Consider the following 19,771-nt stretch of genomic DNA (forward strand, 5'->3'; position numbering starts at 1 on the left):
ATCCTGCGTGGAAATCGGGCGGCGGTCGCCGGGTAGGCGCGAAGGGTAGGTGGCCGGTCGAGCGACCGCAACCGCAACGAATGGGGATCGGACACGGGATGATCGGAATCAGCTTCGCGGCCGCGCTGGCCCTCCTCGCCCCCGCGCCGGAAAGCCTGATGCCGCCCCAGGTCCCCTACAGCTCTGTCGGCGGCCCGGTCGGCGACGAGCCGCGGGTTCTGGGCGAACAGGACGCGGCCCTGTTCCGCGAGGGGCTGGCCCTGGCGCGGGCGCGCGACATCCCCGGAACCCGCGCGGTGATGGCCCGCATCGGCGACCCGGCCGCGCGCAAGCTGGTCGAATGGGCCCTGCTGGACACCTCAGCGGACCGGATGTCGTGGGCCGAGCTGGCCGACGTCGAGAGCCGCTTCGCGGGCTGGCCGCGCGGGTCGAGCCGCCGCGAGGCGATCGAGAAGGCGCTGGAGCGGGACTACGCCGGGCCGGACGCGGCCCTGGCCCTGTTCGCCCGCTCGGGCCCGACCACCATCGAGGGCGTCATCGCCCTGGCCGACGCGCTGGAGCAGCGCGGCCGCGGCGACGAGGCGCGGCGGCTGGTCCGGGAGTGGTGGACGACCCGGTCCTTCGACGAGGCGAGCCAGAACCGGATCCTGGCGCGCTGGGGCGGCGCCCTCACCGCCGCCGACCACGAGGCCCGGCTGGGTCTGCTGCTGGCGGGACCGCACGGCCCGGCGACGCGGGCGATGACCACGCTGGTCTCGGCGGAGCGGCGGGCGGTGGCCGAGGCGGCCATGGCGCTGCGCACCGCCTACAGCCCCGACGCCATCGTCGCCGGGCTGACGCCGGCGCAGGCGCGCGATCCGGCGGTGGCGCTGGAACGGGCGCGGATCCTGCGGGCGCAGAACCGGCAGTCGGAGGGCTTCGCCCTGCTGTCCGCCCTGCCCCCGGCGGGCACGGCCTCCAGCGACGCGCAGAACACCCTGTGGTCGGAGCGGCGCAACTACTTCCTCGACGCGCTGGAGCGGCGCAACTGGCAGGCGGCCTACGACGCCATGGCCGGACACGGCTTCGTCTCGGGCGAGCGGATGGTCGACGCCGAGTTCTTCGCCGGCTGGGCGGCCCTGACCAAGCTGAACGACCCGGCCCGGGCGGCGCGGCATTTCGAGGCCCTGCGGCAGGCCTCCTCGACCCCGATCACCCAGGGCCGGGCCCTGTACTGGCTGGGGCGCGCGGCGGAGGCCCAGGGCAACACCCCCGCGGCGGTGGAGTTCTACCGGGCCGGCGCCCAGCACATCCAGACCTTCTACGGCCAGCTGGCGGCGGAGAAGGCGGGGCTGACGACCCTCACCCTGCCCGGGGATCCGGTTCCGTCGGCGGCCGACCGGTCCGCCTTCGAGGCCGACGAAAGGGTGCGGGCGCTGCGCATTCTTGGCGAGACTGGCGAACCGGCCCTGTTCCGGGTGTTCGCCTATCAGCTGGACGACGACCTGCCGGGTCCGGCCCAGCTGGCCCTGCTGATGGACGCCGCGCGCGGCTACGGCGAGGAATTCACGGCCATGATGGTCGGCCGGGCGGCCAGCCAGCGCGGCTATCTGATGCCCGAGCGGCAGTATCCGATCCGCGTCCCGCCGCCGGTGGCGGGTGCGGCGCCGCTGGAGTTCACCCTGGCGATCACCCGGCAGGAGTCGAGCTTCGATCCGCGGGCGCGCTCCGGGGCCGACGCCCGGGGCATGATGCAGTTCCTGCCCTCCACCGCCTCCGGGGTCGCCCGCCGGCTGGGCCTGCCCTACTCGGCCGAGCGCCTGTGGGAGCCGGACTACAACATGACGCTGGGCAGCTATCACCTCGGCGAGTTGATGAGCCGCTTCGGCGGGTCGATGCTGCTGACCACGGTCGGCTACAACGCGGGCCCGGCGCGGCCGCCCCAGTGGATCGCGCGCTGCGGCGACCCGCGCGGCGCGCAGGTGGATCCGGTGGACTTCATCGAGTGCGCGCCCTTCACCGAGACGCGCAACTACATGATGCGGGTGATGGAGAACATGGGGGTCTACAGGGCGCGGCTGAACGGCGGCTCTGCGCCCCTGACCCTGTCGCAGGACCTGCGGCGCGGCGCGGCCGAGGGGCCCCGGCCCTACCCCGTCTCCGCCGGCGAGCCGGAGCTGACCGCCCCCGCGCCCGAGCCTTCCGAATAGCGGGTCCCTGACAGCAGCGGCCCGTCGGCGGTCCCGATCCAGCGGCCGGACAGGCCGAACACCCGCGCCAGCACCGGCGGCGCCAAGGCCCGCAGCGGCGGACCGTCGGCGGCGACTTGGCCGCGATCCAGCACCACCACCCGGTCGGCGCATCGGGCGGCCAGGGTCAGGTCGTGGAGGCTGACCAGCACCGCCTGCCCCGCGCTCGCCCGCGCCCGCAGCCGCTCCAGCACCAGCAACTGGGCGTCGGGATCGAGGCCGGCGACCGGCTCGTCGGCCAACAGGGCGGCGGCGTCGGCGGCGAAGGCCCGGGCCAGCAGGACGCGGGCCCGCTCGCCGCCGGACATCTCGGCGACCCCGCGGTCGGCGAGATGGTCCGCCTCGACCTCGGCCAGGGCCCGGCGTGCGGCGGCCAGCGCCTGAGGCCCGGCGAGGAAGGGGGCGCCAAGCGCCGCGACCTCGACCGCCGGGAGATTCCACGCGATGCGCCGTTCCTGCGGCAGCCAGGCGGCGCGGGCGGCGCGCTGGCGCGGCGACAGGGCGCCGACCGCCGCATCGCCGAGGCGGGCGACGCCGGCGGTCAGCGGCAGCAGGCCCGCCAGCACCCGCAGCACGCTGGACTTGCCCGCGCCGTTGGGGCCGACCAGGGCGACCAGCTCCCCTGCCCCGACCGCGAGGTCGACGCCGTCCAGCGCAGTGCGGCCGCCCAGCCGCGCCGTGGCGCCCTGCAGCGTCAGGGCGGGGGTCACAGCCGCCACTCCCGCGCCGCCCGCCAGGCGATCAGGGCGAACAGGGGCGCGCCGACGAGCGCGGTGAAGACGCCGAGCTTCAGCTCCTGGTCGGTGGGGGTGATCCGGGCCAGCACGTCGGCGACGACCAGCATCAGGGCTCCGGCCAGGGCCGAGGGCGCCAGCAGCCGGCCCGGGTCGCCCCGGACCGCGGCGCGGACGAGGTGGGGCGCCGCCAGACCGACGAAGCCGATCACCCCCGCCACCGCCACCGCCGCCCCGGTGGCGAGGGCGGCGGCCAGCAGGGCCAGCACCCGCAGCCGGCCCATGGGCAGGCCGGAGGCGCGGGCCGTCTCCTCGCCCAGGCTGAGCATGCGCAGGCCGGGCGCCGCGGCGGCGGCGAGGGCGGCGGCGGCCAGCACGGCGGGCAGGATCCAGCCGGCGTCGATCCAGCTGCGGTTCTGGACCGAACCGAGCAGCCAGCCCATCACCTCGGCGCTGGCGATCGGCGACGGCGACAGGTTGAAGATCAGGGCGGTGGCGGCGCCGGCGAAGCTGGACAGGGCGACGCCGAACAGGATCAGCGCCTCCGGCGAGCGCACCCGGGCCGAGAACAGCACCAGCAGGCCGCCGGCCGCCGCCGCGCCCGCCAGGGCGGCGACTTCGACCACGCCGGGGACGGCCGCGAGCCCGAGCACGACGGCGACGGCGGCGGCGAAGGCGGCCAGGGCCGAAACGCCCAGCACGCCCGGGTCGGCCAGGGGATTGCGCAGCAGGCCCTGCATGACCGCGCCGGACAGGCCGAGCGCGGCCCCGACCAGGCCCGCCACGACCGCACGGGGCGCGCGCACCTGCCAGAGCACCACGCCGGGGCCGGAGTCCGGACGCCGGAGGGCGTCGGCATACTGCTCCGCCGTCAGGGCGCTCTCGCCGACGAGGACGGCCGCGACGCCGGCGAGGGCGAGAGCGAGCGCCAGCCACAGGGCCAGGCGGCGTCCGGACGGCGGGCTCACCGGCGGCCTTCGGCGAGCAGGACGGCGGCGTCGGCGGCGAACCAGGCCGGACAGGTCAGGACGGCGGCCGGCAGGTCGGCGACGACCCGGCCGGCGGCGGCGCGACGCACGACCGGATGGCGGCCGGGGCCGCGCCGGTCGGCCCGGGCCTGGTCGAAGAAGCCGAGCACGAAGCGCGCCGGCGGCGCGAGGGCGATGCGCTCGACGGACACGGGCTGGAAGAAGGGGCGGACCGCGGCGTTGGCGAGGCCGGCGGCGGCGAGGACGGCGTCCACCAGCGTGCCCTTGCCGGCGGTGAAGCCGCCCGCCGTGAGGTAGAGGGCGGAAGGCCTGTCGGCGGCGCGGGCCGGGGCGGCCTCCGCCAGCCGCGCGTCCATGCGGGCGATCAGCCGTTCGCCCCGTGCAGGAACCTCGAGCGCCGCGGCGACGCTGCGGATGTTGCGCCGGACGCCGGCGAAGTCCGCCGCGTCGCCGATGGTGGCCACCCGCACGCCCTCGGCCTCCAGCCGGCGGAGCAGGCGCGGCTCGCCGCCCCAGTAGCGCACCACGACGTCCGGATGGAAGGCGACCGCAGCCTCCAGCGTCGGGCGCACCCGCCGGCGCCCCTCGGTGGCGCGCCGCAGCCGGGCGTCCGCATCGTCGGCGCGCGGCGAGAGAGCCAGGTCGGCGTCGGGGCGGAGCGCCAGCAGGTACTGGTCGGCGCACTGGTCGAGCCCCATGGCGCGCAGCGGCCGCGCCTCGGCGCCCCCGGCGAGCAGGCCGGCCGCGGCGACGGCCGGGAGCAGGCTGCGCAGCGGCTTCACGGGCGCAGCAGACCGGCGAGCAGGCCCTCGATCATGGTCGCGGCGAGGGTGTCGCGGTCGACCCATTCGAAATAGGGCTTGCTGATCATCAGCGACACCACCCCGTGGCCGCCGGCCCAGAGCGCCTGGGCGGCGGTGCGAGCGTCGACCCGCAGCCGCCCCGCCGCCTCGAGCTCCTCGACCACCTGCTCGAAGGCGCGGAACAGGCCGACCCCCAGCTCCCGCGCGGCGCTCTGGGCGCCTTCGCGCAGCTCGGCGGGGCGGGTCATGTAGACGAGCCGGTAGGCGTCGGGATTGGCGAAACCGAAGGCGACATAGGCCTGCATCATCCGGCGCATGCGCGCCTCGGGCGGGCCGGACTGGGCCACCGCCCGGTCATTGGCCTGCTGCAGCGTCTCGAACGCCTGGCGGCAGATCTCCTGCAGGATCTCGCCCTTGTCGGCGAAGTGCATGTACAGAGCCGTCGAGGACAGGCCGACCTCGTCGGCGATCTTGCGGATGGTCGCGCCCTCGTAGCCGTGCTCGACGAAGATCCGTTCGGCGGCGGCGAGGATCTCCGCGCGCCGCTCATGCCCCTCGCCCTTCGGCTTGCGGCGGGACCGGGCGCTGGCGGGGGCTTCGGCGGGCAAGGACGACTCCGGAGGACGTGGCGCCTGAATAGCGGCTTTCCGGCCCTCCCGCCAACCGGTTGCCCGGCCCGGGGCCTCGCGTTAACCATTGCGGGTGGGCAGGGCTGAAACCACGTGACGGGCGAGCCGCCCGGAGAGGCGCGCTGGGGGCCGCCGCTCGAGGAGAGCGCCGGCCGCCGGGGCCTGTCGTCCTTCCAGTGGCTGGCGCTCATCGGAGTCCTGGCCGGCGGCGCCGTCGCCTTCCGGCTGGAGCCGCAGCGAGCCACGGCCGTGCTGGTCCTCGTCGTCGCTGCAGGCTTTCTGCTGATGGCGGTCTGGCGCGTGGCGCTGGTGCTGCTCAGCGCCCGGCCGCCGCAGCCCCATTCCGCGCCCCGCGACTGGCCGTCGTACACGGTGCTGGCGGCGGTCTACGACGAGGCCGAGGTGGTTCCGCAGCTGATCGCGCGGCTGGCGCGGCTGGACTATCCGGCCGACCGGCTGCAGGGCCTGCTGCTGCTCGAGGCGCACGACCACGACACCCTGCGCGCGGCTCTGGCCACGCCCCGGCCGCCGTGGCTGGAGCTGTTCGTCATCCCGCCCGGGGCGCCGCAGACCAAGCCGCGGGCCCTCAACCACGCGCTCGCCCGGGCCACGGGCGAGCTGCTCACCATCTATGACGCCGAGGACGAGCCCGACCCGCAGCAACTGCGGGCGGCGGCGGCGCGCTTCGCGGCCGACGGGGACGGCCGTCTCGGCTGTCTGCAGGCGCCGCTGCGCATCCGGCGGCTCGGCCGGGAGGGCGCCGATCCCTTCTTCGATCGCCAGTTCGCGGCCGAATACGCGGCCCTGTTCGAGACCGCCCTGCCTGGCCTCGCCCGGCTTGGCCTGCCCTTTCCGCTCGGGGGCACCAGCAACCACTTCCGCACCGCGGCCCTGCGGGCGGTCGGCGGCTGGGACGCCTGGAACGTCACCGAGGACGCCGACCTCGGCTTCCGCCTCTGGGCGCGCGGCTGGCGGCTGGGAGTGATCGACCGCCCCACCCGCGAGCCGCCGCCGGGCGGGCTGGAGCACTGGCTGCCGCAGCGGGTGCGCTGGCAGAAGGGCTATATGCAGACTTGGGGCGTGCACACCCGCCGCCCGTGGCGGCTGGGCCTGCGCGGGCTGGCGGCGCTGACCCTCACGGTGGGCGCCGGCCTCGCCTCGGCCGCCCTGCACGGGCCGTCGGTGGCGTGGATCGCCGCCGCCGTGCTGGTGGCGGCGACCGCCGGCCTGTCGCCCGCCACTCCCTGGCTGTCGCTGGCCGTGCTGGTGCTGGGGGCCGCCGCCGCCTGGCTGGCCTGCGCCATCGGGGCGCGACGGGCGGGCGTGCCCTACGGCCTGCGCGACATGCTCGCCGCCCCGGCCTACTGGAGCCTGCTCAGCCTCGCCTTCGCCCACGCCGCCTGGCGGCTGGTCCGCGAGCCTTTCGCCTGGGACAAGACGCGGCACCGGGCGGATGCGCCCGCCGAGGCCTCGCCCGCCCTCGCAGGCGACGCCATGCTGGACGAGGCGGGGCGCGACCGCCTATCAGCGGCCCATGTCGCCGCGCCTGAACCCGTCGCCTGAGACCCTCGTCACCCGCGGCTGGGCGGACTACGCCCTGCTGGACAGCGGCCACGGCCGCAAGCTGGAGCGTTACGGCCGCTTCACCGTGGTGCGGCCGGAGCCGCAGTGCTTCTGGGCCCCGCGCGATCCGGGCGCCTTCGACCGGGCCGACGCCGTGTTCGATCCGACCGACGAGGACGAGGCCGGCCGCTGGCGTTTCGCCGGCCGGCCGCTGGACACCTTCCCGCTGGCGTGGCGGGAGGTGCGCTTCACCGGCCGCTTCACCCCGTTCCGCCACCTGGCCTTCTTCCCCGAGCAGGCGGCCAACTGGGAGTGGCTGGACGCGCGGGTGAGGAGCCTGCAGCGGCCGCGCGTCCTGAACCTGTTCGGCTACACCGGCGTGGCCAGCCTCGCCTGCGCCGCGGCCGGGGCGGAGGTGACCCACGTGGACGCGTCCAAGAAATCGGTCGGCTATGCGCGGGAGAACGCCGACCTCTCGGGCCTTGCGGACCGGCCGGTGCGCTGGATTGTCGAGGACGCCCGCAAGTATGTGGCGCGCGAGGTGCGGCGGGGATCGAAGTACCACGGGATCGTTCTCGACCCGCCCAAGTACGGGCGCGGCCCGACCGGCGAGGTGTGGCGGCTGTTCGAGGACCTGCCGGGGCTGCTGAAGGACTGCGCCGCCCTGCTGGCCGACGACGCCTCCTTCCTGCTGCTCAACGCCTATGCGGCGCGCATCTCCGGCCTGTCGCTGGCTCATCTGATGGCCGAGGCGACCGCCGGCCGGGGCGGAACCATCGACTGGGGCGAGCTGGCCCTGGCCGAGGACGGTCCGCAGGCGCGGGCGATCGGGCTGAGCTTCTTCGCGCGGTGGTCGGCGTGAGCGACCGGCTGATCACCTCCCTGACCAACGACACGGTCAAGGCCGTGCGCGCCCTGCACATGCGCAAGGAGCGCGAGGCGACCGGGCGGTTTCTCGCCGAGGGGCTGAAGTTCATCGGCGAGGCGCTGGACCAGGGCCGCGCCCCGCGACTGCTGCTGGTCGGCGAGGACGCTCGGCCGCATCCGCTGCTGGAGCGGGCGAAGGCGGAAACGCGGGCGGCCGGGGGCGAGGTGGTGACGGTGACCCACGCCATCCTCGAGAAGATCAGCCGGCGCGACAATCCGCAGACGGTGCTGGGCGTGTTCGAGCAGGTCTATGCGCCGCTGGAGGCCGTCAGCCCGCACGCCGCGCCCTGCTGGGTGGCGCTGGAGCAGGTGCGCGACCCGGGCAACCTCGGCACCATCATCCGCACGGCCGACGCGGCCGGCTGCGGCGGGGTGATCCTGATCGGCGACTGCGTCGACCCCTATTCCGTCGAGGCGGTGCGGGCGACGATGGGCTCGGTGTTCGCGGTGGCGATCGTCCGGACCACGCCGGCGGCCTTCCTGGCCTGGCGACAGGCCTGGCCGGGCAGCGTGATCGGGACCCGGCTGGACGCGACCCACGGCTACCGCGACGCGCCGCTGCGGCGGCCGGCGCTGGTGGTCATGGGCAATGAGCAGGCCGGGCTCAGCGACGAACTGGCGGCGGCCTGCGACGTCAACGTCAAGATCCCCATGCGCGGCCGGGCCGACAGCCTGAACCTCGCCATCGCCACCGGGATCATGGTCTATGCGGTGACCGACGCGGCGTGAGCCGCGGAGCATCACGGGATTCACTTGCCCCGCGCAGGCGGCGGCGCGAGCGTGGCCTTATGCGACCCCTCCTGCTCTCCATCGCCCTGTCAGCCTTCGCCGTCGCCGCTCCCCTGCGCGCCCAGGAGGCGGCGGACTACCGCGCCGACGCCCTGGCCATCGAGGCGCTGGTCGATGCGCAGTACGCCTATGCCGACCGCCTGCCGGGCGGGCGGTTCCCGACCAGCCCCGTGCTGCGAACCGAGGCGGAGGCGGTGAGCGACAGCCGGTCCCTGCTCCGCTACGCCGAGCGGGCGGTGGCGGCCCTCGCCGACCACCATGCGATCACCGGCAGTTCGTTCACCGACAGTTGGGCCCTGGTTCCCAGCTACGCCGACCTGTGGATCGAACCGGAGGGGGAGATGTGGCGGATCACGGCGGTGCGCGAGGCCTCGCCGGCGCAGGCCGCAGGGGTGACGGCCGGGGACGAGCTGGTCGCCGTGGACGGCGTGGCGACGGGCGAGGCGGCGGCCGGCTTCTGGGCCGATCTCGGCCTGGAGGCCACGCCGCAGCGGGCGGCGTACGCCGTGCGGGTGCTGGCGGCGGGCCGCCGCGACCGGCCGCGCGACCTGACCGTGCGCGGTCGCGACGGGGCGATCCGAAGGCTGGCGCTGCCGAACCTCTACGCCCTGCCCCGCGTCGAACGGCCGCCGGTCACGGCCGCGGCCGAGGGGACGGCGCTGGTGCTGCGCCTCAACGACTCCCTCGGGGACACGGCGACCATCGCCGCCTTCGACGCGGCGATGGCGCGAGCGCGGCCGGGGCAGCCGGTGGTGCTGGACCTGCGGGACACGCCGTCGGGCGGGAACACCGTGGTGGCGCGGGCGATCATGGGCTGGTTCGTCGACGAGGCGCGGGCGTACCAGATCCATCGGCTGCCGGCGGAGGAGCGGGAGACGGGGGTGCCGCGGCAGTGGGTCGAGCAGGTGCTGCCGCGCGAAGGCCGCCGGCACGGCGGGCCCGTGGCGGTCCGGGTCGGGCGCTGGACCGGGAGCATGGGCGAAGGGTTGGCGATCGGGATGGCGGCGCTGGGGGCGCGGGTCGAGGGCGGACCGATGGCCGGCCTGCTCGGGGCCGTCTACGACCACAGGCTGCCGAACTCGGGACTGATCCTCAAGCTGCCGACGGAGCGGCTGTACGCCGTAGACGGGACGCCGCGCGAGGCCTTCCGGCCGGAGCCGTGATCAGAAGCTGGCGCCGTCCACCCGGGTGGCGGTCCAGCTGAACGGCTCGATGTCGGTCAGGGTGCGGACGTTGACGGCGACCATCGGGCGTCCGTCGGGCCCCTCCCCGCGCGCGTAGGCCTGGACGCCGCAGGTCTGGCAGAAGCGGTGGCCGATCTTGTGGCTGCCGAAGCGGTATTCGGTCTCCGGTCCCTCGGCGGTGAGCCGGAAGGCGTCGGGGCTGACGAAGCCGAGCACGAAGCCCTTGCGATGGCAGTGGGAGCAGTTGCACTCGATCAGGCCGTCGAGGCTCATCTCGACCTCGAAGGCCACGGCGCCACAGTGGCAGGAGCCGGCGTGGGTCCGAACATCGGTCATCAGGCGTCCTCCAGCAGGACCACTCCGGGAGCGGACTTCAGGGCGCCGCGCAGGGCGCCGTCGAGACGGTAGCGGCCGGGCAGCTTCATCTCCACCTCGCGGCGGCCATCGAGGGCCGCAACCAGCAGGATTTCTCCGCCCTTGCCGTTGCTTGCGGCCGCCCTTTCGAGTCTTGCGCGAAGCGCCTGGGCGTCGGCGGCGCGGGCCGAGACGTGCACCCGCAGGGCCAGCTGGGCGTCGTCCAGCACGGCGTCGAGGCGGCTGGCGTCGTCGCCGAAGAAGCGCACCTCGCCGTCGGCGGCCTTGGCCCGCACCCGCACCATGACCGAGGCCCCGGCCTCCAGCACCTCGCGGCATTTGCGCAGCTGCTCGGGCGGGAACAGGCACTCGAACTCGCCGGTGGGGTCGGAGAAGGTGACGAAGGCGAACTTCTCGCCGGTCCTGGCGCTGGCCCGCTCCTGGCGGCGACGGACGACGCCGGCCATCATGAAGGCCTCGTGGCCGCTCTCGGCCAGCTGGGTCGCCTCGGCCACGAAGGTGACGCGCTTGCGCTTGAGGGCCGGGGCCATGTCCTCCAGCGGATGTCCCGACAGGTAGAAGCCGACCGCGGCCAGCTCCTGGTCCAGCTTCTCCGGCCCGACCCACGGCTCGACCGGCTTCAGGCGCGGGCGGGCGGCGGCGGCCTGGTCGCCCCCGAACAGGCTGACCTGGGCGGAGGCGCGCTCGGCGGCGACGCTCTGGCAGTAGGCCATCAGGGTGTCGGCCTGCTCGACCAGCTGACGGCGGTTGGCGTGGATGCTGTCGAAGGCGCCGGCGCGGGCGAGGTTCTCCAGCGCGCGCTTGTTGACGTATTTCGGGTCGACCCGTTCGAGGAAGTCGAAGATGTCGGTGAAGCGGCCGCCGGTCTCGCGCACCTCGACGAGGTGTTTCATGGCCTCGAGGCCGACGTTGCGGATGGCCCCCAGGGCGTAGAGGACGCTGCCCTGCCCGTCCTCCCAGGCGACGTCGAAGTCGGCCGAGGAGCGGTTCACGTCCGGGGCCTTCACCGGCACCTCGAAACGGCGACAATCCTGATAGAAGACAGCCAGCTTGTCGGTGTTGCTGAGATCGAGGCTCATGGACGCGGCCATGAACTCGACCGGGTGGTTGGCCTTCAGCCAGCCCGTCTGGAAGGAGATCAGGGCGTAGGCGGCGGCGTGCGATTTGTTGAAGCCGTAGCCGGCGAACTTGGCCACCAGGTCGAAGATGCCGCCGGATTGCGCCTCCGGCACCCCCTTCTCGGACGCGCCCTTGATGAAGCGGGCGCGCTGGAAGTCCATCTCCTCCTTCTTCTTCTTGCCCATCGCCCGGCGCAGGAGGTCGGCCTCGCCGAGGCTGTAGCCGGCCAGGATCTGGGCGATCTTCATCACCTGTTCCTGGTAGATGATGACGCCGTAGGTCTCGGTCAGGACCTCCTTGAGCGAGGGGTGCAGGTAGTCGACCTCGGCCCGGCCGAACTTCCGGTCGATGTAGGTGTCGATCATCTCCATCGGCCCGGGCCGGTAGAGGGAGATCAGGGCGGTGATCTCCTCGATGGAGCCGCAGCGCATCTTGCGCAGGGTGTCGCGCATGCCCTGGGATTCCAGCTGGAACACCCCGACGGTCTGGCCCGAGGCCATGAGCTCGTAGGTCCGGGGATCGTCGAGCGGCAGCTGGTTCCAGACCGGGGCGGCGCCGCGGCGCGCCAGGTAGCCGTGGGCGCGGTCCAGCACGGTCAGGGTCTTGAGGCCGAGGAAGTCGAACTTCACCAGACCCGCCGGCTCGACCCACTTCATGTTGAACTGGGTGGCCGGGATGTCGGAGCGCGGATCCTGGTAGAGCGGCACCAGCTCGGTCAGCGGCCGGTCGCCGATGACGATGCCGGCGGCGTGGGTCGAGGCGTTGCGGTACAGCCCCTCCAGCTCCAGCGCCGTGTCGAGCAGGGAGCGCACCGCCGGCTCGGCGTCGCGCGCCTCCTTCAGCCGCGGCTCCAGCTCGATGGCCTGGGCGAGGGTCACCGGATTGGCGGGGTTGGCCGGCACCATCTTGGCGAGGCGGTCGACCTGCCCCAGCGGCATCTGCAGCACCCGCCCGACGTCGCGCAGCACGGCCCGCGCCTGCAGGGTGCCGAAGGTGATGATCTGGGCGACCCGGTCCTTGCCGTACTTGTCCTGGACGTAGCCGATCACCTCTTCCCGCCGCTCCTGGCAGAAGTCGATGTCGAAGTCGGGCATGGAGACCCGCTCGGGGTTGAGGAAGCGCTCGAACAGCAGGCCGAAGCGCAGCGGGTCGAGGTCGGTGATGGTCAGGGCCCAGGCGACCAGCGAACCGGCCCCGGAGCCACGGCCCGGCCCCACCGGAATGCCGTGCGCCTTGGCCCACTTGATGAAGTCCGACACGATCAGGAAGTAGCCGGGGAAGCCCATCTGGACGATGATCCCGACCTCCCATTCGAGGCGCTTCCAGTATTCCTCCTCCGGCGCGGCCGGCGTCACCTGCTGCAGCCGGGCCTTCAGCCCCTCGCGCGCCTGGTGCTCCAGTTCGGCCGGTTCGTCGCGCCCGGCCCCGGTGTCGAAGCGGGGCAGGATCGGCGCCCGGGTGGCGACCAGGAAGGCGCAGCGGCGGGCGATGTCGAGGGTGTTGTCGCAGGCCTCGGGCAGGTCGGCGAACAGCTCGCGCATGGCGGCGGCCGGCTTGAACCAGTGCTCGCCGGTGATGCGGCGGCGATCCTCCTGGCCGGTGAAGGCGCCGTCGGCGATGCACAGCAGGGCGTCGTGGCTCTTCGCCTGCGCCGCCCTGGCGTAGTGGACGTCGTTGGTGGCGACCAGCGGGACGTCGTGGGCGTAGGCCCACTCCACCAGGCCGCGCTCGGCCCGGGCCTCGTGCGGCAGGCCGTGGCGCTGCATTTCCACGTAGAAGCGGTCGCCAAAGGCCGCCCGCATGGCGGCGAGGGCGGCGGCGGCCTCGGCCGTCTTGCCCTGGGCGAACAGCGGGTCGACCGGTCCGTCGGGACCGCCCGAGAGCAGGATCAGCCCCTCGGACCGCTCGACCACCCGCTCCCAGGCCACGCCCGGCTCGTCCATCGGCCCGGCCTCGAGCCAGGCCGCCGAGGACAGGGCGCAGAGGTTCAGCCAGCCGGTCTCGTTCTGGACGATCAGCACCACGGTCGGGCAGCGGGCCCAGCGCTCGGCCATCCGGCCGCCGACGCCGGTCACCGGCAGGGCGCAGGCGACGATCGGCTGCACGCCGGCGTCCCGGGCCGCCTGGCTGAATTCCAGCGCCCCGAACAGGTTGGCGCGGTCGGCCACGGCCACGGCGGGCATGCCGGCGTCGGCGGCCAGCCGCGGAACCTTGCCCGCCTTGATCGCGCCCTCGAGCAGCGAATAGGCCGACCGGACCCGGAGATGGATGAAGCCCTGACCGTTCATCGCCCGTTCGCCACGCCCCTTCGCTCCGTCCCCCGGAAGCCCGCCTATCCTGCCCCGAGTCTCACATCAGCGGCGGCGGAGACACCGCAATCCGCCGGCGGGCGCAGCGCAGGCGGGGATCGTCTGTGGACAGGCCGACCCCCGGAGCGAGACGAAGCGCACTCACACAAAAAGCGGGTGCACATCGTGCACATTTCGCCGCCGGCCCGGTGGCCAACCCCTTGGGCTCCCTGTGTACCGTCACGGAGCCCGGAGCGCGGCCGGGCGCCTCTTCAGGCCGCCGGCAGCATCAGGGCGGCCTGCCACATCACCCACACCACCCCGCCGCACGAAGCCAGCGACAGAAGTTCCCTCATCCAGCGCGCCATCACGGGCCTCCCGGTTGCGTGTTCCGGGATTGTTCTATGTTGCCGGTTTGTTCCCGTCAAGCCGGTGACGCCGCGTCACTTGGACAGGGCCGCCGCGGACCCGCTCGCCTGATCCAGCCGCCTGTCGATCCGGACGAGGAGACGGAGGCCTCCTCCGAGCGCCGCCAGCACGAGCCCCTGGAAGGCGACCGGCGGCATCGGAGGCATGCGGACGCCGAACAGGCTCGGCAGGGCGAAGGCCAAGAGTAGCGCGGAGAGACCCAGGCCGACACCAAGGAGCGCCAGCCCGAATCCGTCCAGAAATCTCCGGAACTCGTCCGGCGTCATCCGCAACCGCACCGCTTGTCTCCCCTGCCCTCAGGCCGCCTCGGCCGCCTGCTCCGCCGCCCGGAAGATGAGCGGCAGGCGCGCGTCCCAGGTGTGATCGGCGACCGCCTTCGCCTTGCCCTTCTGCACCATGGCGAAGGCCTGCGCCGGGTCGTCCAGCAGCGCGCGCAGACGCGCGAAGCCGGCCGGCAGGTCCATCCAGCGGTACATGGCGATGTCGACGCCGTCCTCGAAGACCTGCTCGTAGTAGCGGCTGACGTCGGTGAAGGGCAGCGCCCCGGAGAGCAGGACGGTGAACGGCCGCTCGTGCGAGCCGGCGCCGAAATTGCCGTTGGTGTTCAGCACGACCCGGCTCTGGCGCATCAGCTCGACCACCTTGGGCATCGGCTGCGGGCCGAGGTACTGGACGTTCTTGAAGCGGTACAACTGGTCCTTCCAGTGATCGCCGCAGATGACGACGGGCAGGCCGGTCTTGGCGAGCTTCTTGATGAAGTCGAAGCGGCGGGTGGTGCGCACCACGGTGTCGATGTGCCGGCAGGCGGTGCGGGCGCCGCGGTTGGCCGGATCGGACAGGTCGAGACCGCTGTCGGCCAGCACCCGGTCGAAGATCTCGTGCGGCGGCGCCCATTCGATCGCCAGCGCCTGGTCCAGCGCGGCCTCGAACACCTTGCGCGTCTTCGCCGGCGCCTCGGCCCAGGGGATCTCGGGCCGGTGGCAGGTGCCGGACCACAGCAGCGGGATCGGCCGCGCGGCGTAGGTGTCGAGATCCTCATCCGGCGTCGGGTCGCAAGCCGCCGGATGCGGGAAGAAGGTCAGGCTCGGGTGGCGCGCCGGGCCGTAGATGCTGCGCACCGCCTCGATCTGGGTCGGATCGACCATCAGCAGCGGCGTCTCCGGCGGCGTCCGCTCCAGCCGCTCGGTATGGTTGAAGACGTAGTCCGTGTGCCACAGCACGTGCGGGGCGTTGAACAGCTGGGAGATCGTCTGTCCCGCCGGGGTGCGCAGCTCGCCCAGGATGTTGATGGTGAAGACCAGGTCCGGCCGCACCTCGAGGGCCAGCTCCAGCACCCGGCGCATCAGGTGGCCCGAGGCGACGAGGTCGTCGACGATCACCGTATGGCCGGCCCGGCGCATGGCCCCGGCCGCCAGATCCACGAAGGTCCGGGTGCCGTCGTACTGGGATTGGCCCTTCATGAGCAGGATCAGCATGACCAAGGGCTAGCCGGAGTTGCGATTCCCGCCAACCGCCGCGATCCGGACGGCCGCCGCTCCGGGACAGGGCGCCGCCGCTGTGGCAGGATGGAGCGATGGTGCGCGCCCTTCTCTCCCTCGCCCTCGTGCTGAGCCTGGGCTGTTCGCCGGCGCCGGCCGAACCCGCGCCGCCGGCCGCCGTGCAGGCGCGGGCGCAGACGGCGGTGTTCGCCGGCGGCTGCTTCTGGTCGGCGGAGAAGGCGTTCGAGGGCGCGCCCGGGGTGCTGTCGGCGGTCTCGGGCTTCGCGGGCGGCCGCACCGCCCGTCCGACCTACGAGCAGGTCGTGCGCGGCGGGACCGGCCACATGGAGGCGGTGCAGGTGACCTGGGACCCGGCCGTGACCAGCTACCGCGCCCTCGTCGACCGCTTCTGGCGGACCATCGACCCCACCGACCCGGGCGGCCAGTTCTGCGACCGCGGCCCCTCCTACCGCACCGCCGTCTTCCCGGACGCGGGGCAGCGCCCGGCGGCCGAGGCCTCGCGCGCCGCGGCGGCGCGGGTGCTGGGGCGGGAGATCGTCACCCCGGTGCTGGCGCCGGCGCGCTTCTGGCCGGCCGGGGCCGAGCACCAGGACTTCGCCCGTCGCCATCCGGCCCGCTACGAGGCCTATCGCATCGGCTGCCGCCGCACCTCTCGGCTGCGGGCCGTCTGGGGCGGGGCGGCGATCGGCTGAGACCGCCGCCGGCGGTCCTTACCAGGCCTGGCTCTCGGCCGGGCGCGCCTCCAGATGCCCGTCCTTGAGCGCGAACACCCGGTCCATGTGCCCGGCGAGCTCCATGTTGTGGGTGGCGATCAGGGCCGCGACGCCGGTGGATTTGACGAGATCGTGCAGGGCCTCGAACACCGTCTGGCTCGTGGCCGGATCGAGGTTGCCGGTGGGCTCGTCGGCGAGCAGAAGGCGCGGCCGGTTGGCCAGGGCGCGGGCCACGGCGACGCGCTGGCGCTCCCCGCCCGACAGCTGGGCCGGCTGGTGGGTCAGGCGGTCGGCGAGGCCGAGCTTCTCCAGCAGCTCCGTCGCCCGCGCCCGGGCGGCCTCGCGGCCGACGCCGGCGATGCGCAGCGGCAGGGCGACGTTGTCGCGGGCGTCGAACTCCGGCAGCAGGTGGTGGAACTGGTAGACGAAGCCGATGGCGCCGAGGCGCACCCGGGTGCGGGCGCTGTCGGGCAGCTGGCCCATCTCCTGACCGTCGATGCGCACCTCGCCGGAGGTCGGGTGCTCCAGCAGGCCGGCCGCGTGCAACAGGGACGACTTGCCCGAGCCGGACGGGCCGATCAGGCCGACCACCTCGCCGGGCATGACGTCGAGGTCGACGCCCTTCAGCACGGTCAGGTCACCGGCGGCGGCGGCGTAGGTGCGGCTCAGGCCACGGACGGAGAGGACGGGCTGCGAAAGGTTGGGGGCGGCCTCACTCATAGCGGAGCGCCTCCACGGGATCGAGGCGGGCCGCCTGCCACGAGGGGATCAGGCCGGCGACGCAGCTCATGAAGAAGGACCAGACGGTGACCCAGAAGACGTCCACGGGATCGACCTCGGCGGGAATGGAATCCAGCATGTAGACGTCGGCGTTGAACAGCTGGACGCCCAGCAGCGCCTCGAGGAAGTGCTGGATCGCGCCGATGTTGAGGCAGAACAGCAGGCCCAGCAGCAGGCCGGTGATGGTGCCGAGCACGCCGATGGTCGCGCCGGCGATGAAGAAGATCCGGAGCATCGAGCCCTGGCTGGCCCCGACGGTGCGCAGGATGGCGATGTCGCGGGTCTTGTTCTTCACCAGCATGACGATGCCGGAGATGATGTTCAGCGCCGCGATGGCCACGACCAGGCCGAGGATGATGCTCATCGCCACCCGCTCGACCTTGAGCGCGCCCCAGAAGGCGGCGAGGCGGTCGCGCCAGTCGCTGACGAGGGAGCCGGGGCCGGCGGCGTCACGCAGGGGCTGGAGCAGCTCGCCGACCCGGTCGGGCTCGCGCACCTTGATCTCGATCACGTCCCAGACGCCCTCCTTGCCGAAGAACAGCTGGGCCTGTTCCAGGGGCATGAAGATATAGGCCTGGTCGAAATCGGCGGCGCCGGAGCTGAACACGCCGCCGATGCGGTAGGTCTTCTCGAGGCCGCCGAGGTTGCCGAAGGCGCTGTCGGCGCCGGTGGGCGAATAGAGGGTGATCGGGTCGCCGACGCGCAGGCCGAGGCCCTCGGCCAGGGCCTTGCCGATGATCAGATCGTCGCCGCCGTACGCGCCGCGCCCGAAGCTGCGCTTCGCCCGCTCGTCGAGGCTGGCGTAGACATAGGCCATGGAGTCGAGGTCGCCCGGGGCGATGCCGCGGACCATGGCCCCGGTCGTGCGGCCGGCGGCGCGGACGAGACTCTGGTCCTCGGTCAGGGGGGTGACCGAGACCACGCCCGGCACCTGGCCCAGCCGCGCCACGGCGGCGTCGCGCTCCGGCGAGAGCAGAACCTGGCCCTGCACATAGACGTGGCCGTTGAAGGACAGCATCCGGCTGAGCAGCTCGTTGCGGAAGCCGGCCATGATGCTCATCACGGTGATCAGGGCCATGACCGCCAGGGCGATGGCGACGTAGGAGATGATGGCGATCAGGGCGATGCCGCCCTCCTTGCGCCGGGCGCGGAGGTAGCGGAACGCCAGTCCGAACTCCCAGCCTGCGAAAGGGCCGGCGGGCTTGACCGGCTTCAGGGCCGCTCCGGCGTCGGTCATGCGGTCAGCCTCGCGAGGGCTTCGTCCAGCGACAGGGACAGCTTCTCGCCGGTGGCCCGGCGCTTGAGCTCGACCACGCCGTCGGCGAGGCCCTTCGGCCCGATGGTCAGCTGCCACGGCACGCCGATCAGGTCGGCGGTGGCGAACTTGCCGCCGGGGCGTTCGTCGGTGTCGTCATAGAGAACGTCCTTCCCGGCGGCCTCCAGCCGGGCCACCGCGTCCTCGCAGGCCGCGGAGACGGCGGCGTCGTTGGCGCGCAGGTTGATGACCACCACGTCGAACGGGGCCACGGCGTCGGGCCAGACGATGCCGGCCTCGTCGTGGCTGGCCTCGATGATGGCGCCGAGCAGGCGCGACACGCCGACGCCGTAGGAGCCCATGTGCACCGGGGCGTCCTTGCCGTCGGGGCCCTGCACGTTCGCCTTCATCGGGGCCGAGTACTTGGTCCCGAAGTAGAAGATGTGGCCGACCTCGATGCCGCGGGCCGACAGGCGGTCGCCCTCGGTCGTCTCGGCCTCGAACCGGGCGGCGTCGTGCATCTCCTCGGTGGCGGCGTAAAGGGCGGTGCGCTGGTCAACGATGGACTGCAGGTCGTCCCAGTCCACGTCGCCGCCCGGCGCCGGCATCTCGACCAGCTTTCGGTCGCAGAACACGGCGCTCTCGCCGGTGTCGGCCAGGACGATGAACTCGTGGGACAGATCGCCGCCGATCGGGCCGGTGTCGGCGCGCATCGGCACCGCCTTCAGCCCCATGCGGGCGAAGGTGTTCAGATAGGCCACGAACATCCGGTTGTAGGCCTTGCGCGCCGAGACCTCGTCGATGTCGAAGCTGTAGGCGTCCTTCATCAGGAACTCGCGGCCGCGCATGACGCCGAAGCGCGGGCGGCGCTCGTCGCGGAACTTCCACTGGATATGGAAGAGGTTGAGCGGCAGGGCCTTGTAGCTCTTCACATAGGCCCGGAAGATGTCGGTGATCATCTCCTCGTTGGTCGGGCCGTACAGCAGCTCGCGCTCGTGGCGGTCGGTGATGCGCAGCATCTCGGGACCGTAGGCGTCATAGCGGCCGGACTCGCGCCACAGGTCGGCCAGCTGCAGGGTCGGCATCAGCAGCTCGACCGCGCCCGCCCTCACCTGCTCCTCGCGGACGATCTGCTCGATCCGGCGCAGCACCCGCAGGCCCAGCGGCAGCCAGGCGTAGATGCCGGCGGCCTCCTGGCGGATCAGGCCGGCCCGCAGCATCAGCTGGTGCGAGACGATCTGGGCGTCCGAAGGCGCCTCTTTCAGGGTGGGCAGGAAGTAGCGCGACAGGCGCATGGGGGAGAATCCGGCGTGGGAGGCGTGGGGTGGATGGTTTAGCGGGTCCGGCGGGGCGAAAGCTAGGCCGGGGAAGGGATTAGGGATTAGGGATGAGGGATGAGGAGCTCAACGGCGGGGGCAAGACGGAGCAGTCCGGCCGACCATGCGCCGCCCGACGACCGCTCCCCCG

At 73.4% G+C, this 19,771-nt stretch carries 17 protein-coding genes; 6 read left to right on the forward strand and 11 right to left on the reverse strand.

Features of this window, described 5'->3' with window-relative positions; translation table 11 throughout:
- Window positions 1–98: 98 nt before the first annotated feature.
- Window positions 99–2,189, forward strand: coding sequence for a lytic transglycosylase domain-containing protein (locus tag H2038_RS01185; protein ID WP_292108624.1), 2,091 nt, complete (start codon window positions 99–101; stop codon window positions 2,187–2,189).
- Here the strand turns inward: H2038_RS01185 and H2038_RS01190 are convergent.
- The 4 genes from H2038_RS01190 to H2038_RS01205 are packed head-to-tail and all read right to left on the reverse strand — an operon-like array spanning window position 2,129 to window position 5,362.
- A complete protein-coding gene (locus H2038_RS01190; protein ID WP_292108625.1) occupies window positions 2,129–2,938 on the reverse strand; it encodes an ABC transporter ATP-binding protein in 810 nt (269 codons plus the stop codon). The two genes, H2038_RS01185 and H2038_RS01190, sit on opposite strands and share 61 nt — an antisense overlap.
- Window positions 2,935–3,930 carry an iron ABC transporter permease gene (locus H2038_RS01195; protein WP_292108626.1) on the reverse strand — a complete coding sequence of 332 codons (996 nt, stop codon included), beginning with the start codon at window positions 3,928–3,930 and terminating at the stop codon, window positions 2,935–2,937. The genes H2038_RS01190 and H2038_RS01195 overlap by 4 nt, the downstream gene beginning before the upstream one ends.
- Window positions 3,927–4,733: an ABC transporter substrate-binding protein gene (locus H2038_RS01200; RefSeq protein WP_292108627.1), complete on the reverse strand. Its 807-nt coding sequence runs from the start codon at window positions 4,731–4,733 to the stop codon at window positions 3,927–3,929. Before H2038_RS01200 ends, H2038_RS01195 begins: the two co-directional genes overlap by 4 nt.
- A complete protein-coding gene (locus H2038_RS01205; protein ID WP_292108628.1) occupies window positions 4,730–5,362 on the reverse strand; it encodes a TetR/AcrR family transcriptional regulator in 633 nt (210 codons plus the stop codon). The genes H2038_RS01200 and H2038_RS01205 overlap by 4 nt, the downstream gene beginning before the upstream one ends.
- Window positions 5,363–5,476: 114 nt before the next feature.
- Here H2038_RS01205 and H2038_RS01210 point away from each other — a divergent pair, with 114 nt between their 5' ends.
- From H2038_RS01210 to H2038_RS01225, 4 genes are read left to right on the forward strand one after another with little or no spacing between them, the layout of a single operon-like run.
- On the forward strand, window positions 5,477–6,946 hold the full coding sequence (locus tag H2038_RS01210) for a glycosyltransferase family 2 protein (protein ID WP_292108629.1): 1,470 nt from the start codon (window positions 5,477–5,479) through the stop codon (window positions 6,944–6,946).
- A complete protein-coding gene (locus H2038_RS01215; RefSeq protein WP_292108630.1) occupies window positions 6,918–7,808 on the forward strand; it encodes a class I SAM-dependent methyltransferase in 891 nt (296 codons plus the stop codon). The genes H2038_RS01210 and H2038_RS01215 overlap by 29 nt, the downstream gene beginning before the upstream one ends.
- Complete coding sequence (locus H2038_RS01220; protein WP_292108631.1) at window positions 7,805–8,602, forward strand: RNA methyltransferase; 798 nt, start codon at window positions 7,805–7,807, stop codon at window positions 8,600–8,602. The genes H2038_RS01215 and H2038_RS01220 overlap by 4 nt, the downstream gene beginning before the upstream one ends.
- Before the next feature lie 59 nt (window positions 8,603–8,661).
- Entirely contained in the window at window positions 8,662–9,825 is a 1,164-nt protein-coding gene (locus tag H2038_RS01225; protein WP_292108632.1) for a PDZ domain-containing protein, read from the forward strand.
- Here H2038_RS01225 and H2038_RS01230 read toward each other — a convergent pair whose 3' ends face one another.
- The 4 genes from H2038_RS01230 to H2038_RS01245 form a co-directional block, all read right to left on the reverse strand.
- Entirely contained in the window at window positions 9,826–10,182 is a 357-nt protein-coding gene (locus tag H2038_RS01230) for a GFA family protein (RefSeq protein ID WP_292108633.1), read from the reverse strand. It lies immediately after the preceding gene.
- Window positions 10,182–13,628 (reverse strand): DNA polymerase III subunit alpha, encoded by a 3,447-nt coding sequence (gene dnaE / locus H2038_RS01235; protein ID WP_292108634.1) that lies wholly within the window; start codon window positions 13,626–13,628, stop codon window positions 10,182–10,184. The genes H2038_RS01230 and dnaE overlap by 1 nt, the downstream gene beginning before the upstream one ends.
- 443 nt (window positions 13,629–14,071) lie before the next feature.
- Window positions 14,072–14,323: a hypothetical protein gene (locus H2038_RS01240; protein ID WP_292108635.1), complete on the reverse strand. Its 252-nt coding sequence runs from the start codon at window positions 14,321–14,323 to the stop codon at window positions 14,072–14,074.
- Window positions 14,324–14,353: 30 nt separating this feature from the next.
- On the reverse strand, window positions 14,354–15,532 hold the full coding sequence (locus H2038_RS01245) for a glycosyltransferase (protein WP_292108636.1): 1,179 nt from the start codon (window positions 15,530–15,532) through the stop codon (window positions 14,354–14,356).
- A gap of 98 nt (window positions 15,533–15,630) precedes the next feature.
- Between H2038_RS01245 and msrA the strand changes: the two genes are divergently transcribed.
- Complete coding sequence (gene msrA, locus H2038_RS01250) at window positions 15,631–16,248, forward strand: peptide-methionine (S)-S-oxide reductase MsrA (RefSeq protein ID WP_292108637.1); 618 nt, start codon at window positions 15,631–15,633, stop codon at window positions 16,246–16,248.
- A gap of 18 nt (window positions 16,249–16,266) precedes the next feature.
- Here msrA and H2038_RS01255 read toward each other — a convergent pair whose 3' ends face one another.
- Genes H2038_RS01255 through proS form a run of 3 tightly spaced genes read right to left on the reverse strand, consistent with a single transcriptional unit; the run spans window position 16,267 to window position 19,599 of the window.
- Window positions 16,267–16,989 carry an ABC transporter ATP-binding protein gene (locus tag H2038_RS01255; RefSeq protein ID WP_292108638.1) on the reverse strand — a complete coding sequence of 241 codons (723 nt, stop codon included), beginning with the start codon at window positions 16,987–16,989 and terminating at the stop codon, window positions 16,267–16,269.
- A complete protein-coding gene (locus tag H2038_RS01260) occupies window positions 16,982–18,286 on the reverse strand; it encodes a lipoprotein-releasing ABC transporter permease subunit (protein ID WP_292108639.1) in 1,305 nt (434 codons plus the stop codon). Before H2038_RS01260 ends, H2038_RS01255 begins: the two co-directional genes overlap by 8 nt.
- Window positions 18,283–19,599: a proline--tRNA ligase gene (proS, locus tag H2038_RS01265; protein WP_292108640.1), complete on the reverse strand. Its 1,317-nt coding sequence runs from the start codon at window positions 19,597–19,599 to the stop codon at window positions 18,283–18,285. The genes H2038_RS01260 and proS overlap by 4 nt, the downstream gene beginning before the upstream one ends.
- Between the last annotated feature and the right edge of the window lie 172 nt (window positions 19,600–19,771).

Source organism: Brevundimonas sp. (genome assembly GCF_013912005.1).
Classification (GTDB): domain Bacteria; phylum Pseudomonadota; class Alphaproteobacteria; order Caulobacterales; family Caulobacteraceae; genus Brevundimonas.

Bases quoted from the DNA above. Each gene is read 5' to 3' on its own strand.
- H2038_RS01225 (WP_292108632.1), top strand. From the start codon at position 8,662: ATGCGACCCCTCCTGCTCTCCATCGCCCTGTCAGCCTTCGCCGTCGCC.
- H2038_RS01230 (WP_292108633.1), bottom strand. From the start codon at position 10,182: ATGACCGATGTTCGGACCCACGCCGGCTCCTGCCACTGTGGCGCCGTG.
- H2038_RS01240 (WP_292108635.1), bottom strand. From the start codon at position 14,323: ATGACGCCGGACGAGTTCCGGAGATTTCTGGACGGATTCGGGCTGGCG.
- H2038_RS01260 (WP_292108639.1), bottom strand. From the start codon at position 18,286: ATGACCGACGCCGGAGCGGCCCTGAAGCCGGTCAAGCCCGCCGGCCCT.
- msrA (WP_292108637.1), top strand. From the start codon at position 15,631: ATGGTGCGCGCCCTTCTCTCCCTCGCCCTCGTGCTGAGCCTGGGCTGT.
- H2038_RS01185 (WP_292108624.1), top strand. From the start codon at position 99: ATGATCGGAATCAGCTTCGCGGCCGCGCTGGCCCTCCTCGCCCCCGCG.
- H2038_RS01245 (WP_292108636.1), bottom strand. From the start codon at position 15,532: ATGCTGATCCTGCTCATGAAGGGCCAATCCCAGTACGACGGCACCCGG.
- proS (WP_292108640.1), bottom strand. From the start codon at position 19,599: ATGCGCCTGTCGCGCTACTTCCTGCCCACCCTGAAAGAGGCGCCTTCG.
- H2038_RS01255 (WP_292108638.1), bottom strand. From the start codon at position 16,989: ATGAGTGAGGCCGCCCCCAACCTTTCGCAGCCCGTCCTCTCCGTCCGT.
- dnaE (WP_292108634.1), bottom strand. From the start codon at position 13,628: ATGAACGGTCAGGGCTTCATCCATCTCCGGGTCCGGTCGGCCTATTCG.
- H2038_RS01215 (WP_292108630.1), top strand. From the start codon at position 6,918: ATGTCGCCGCGCCTGAACCCGTCGCCTGAGACCCTCGTCACCCGCGGC.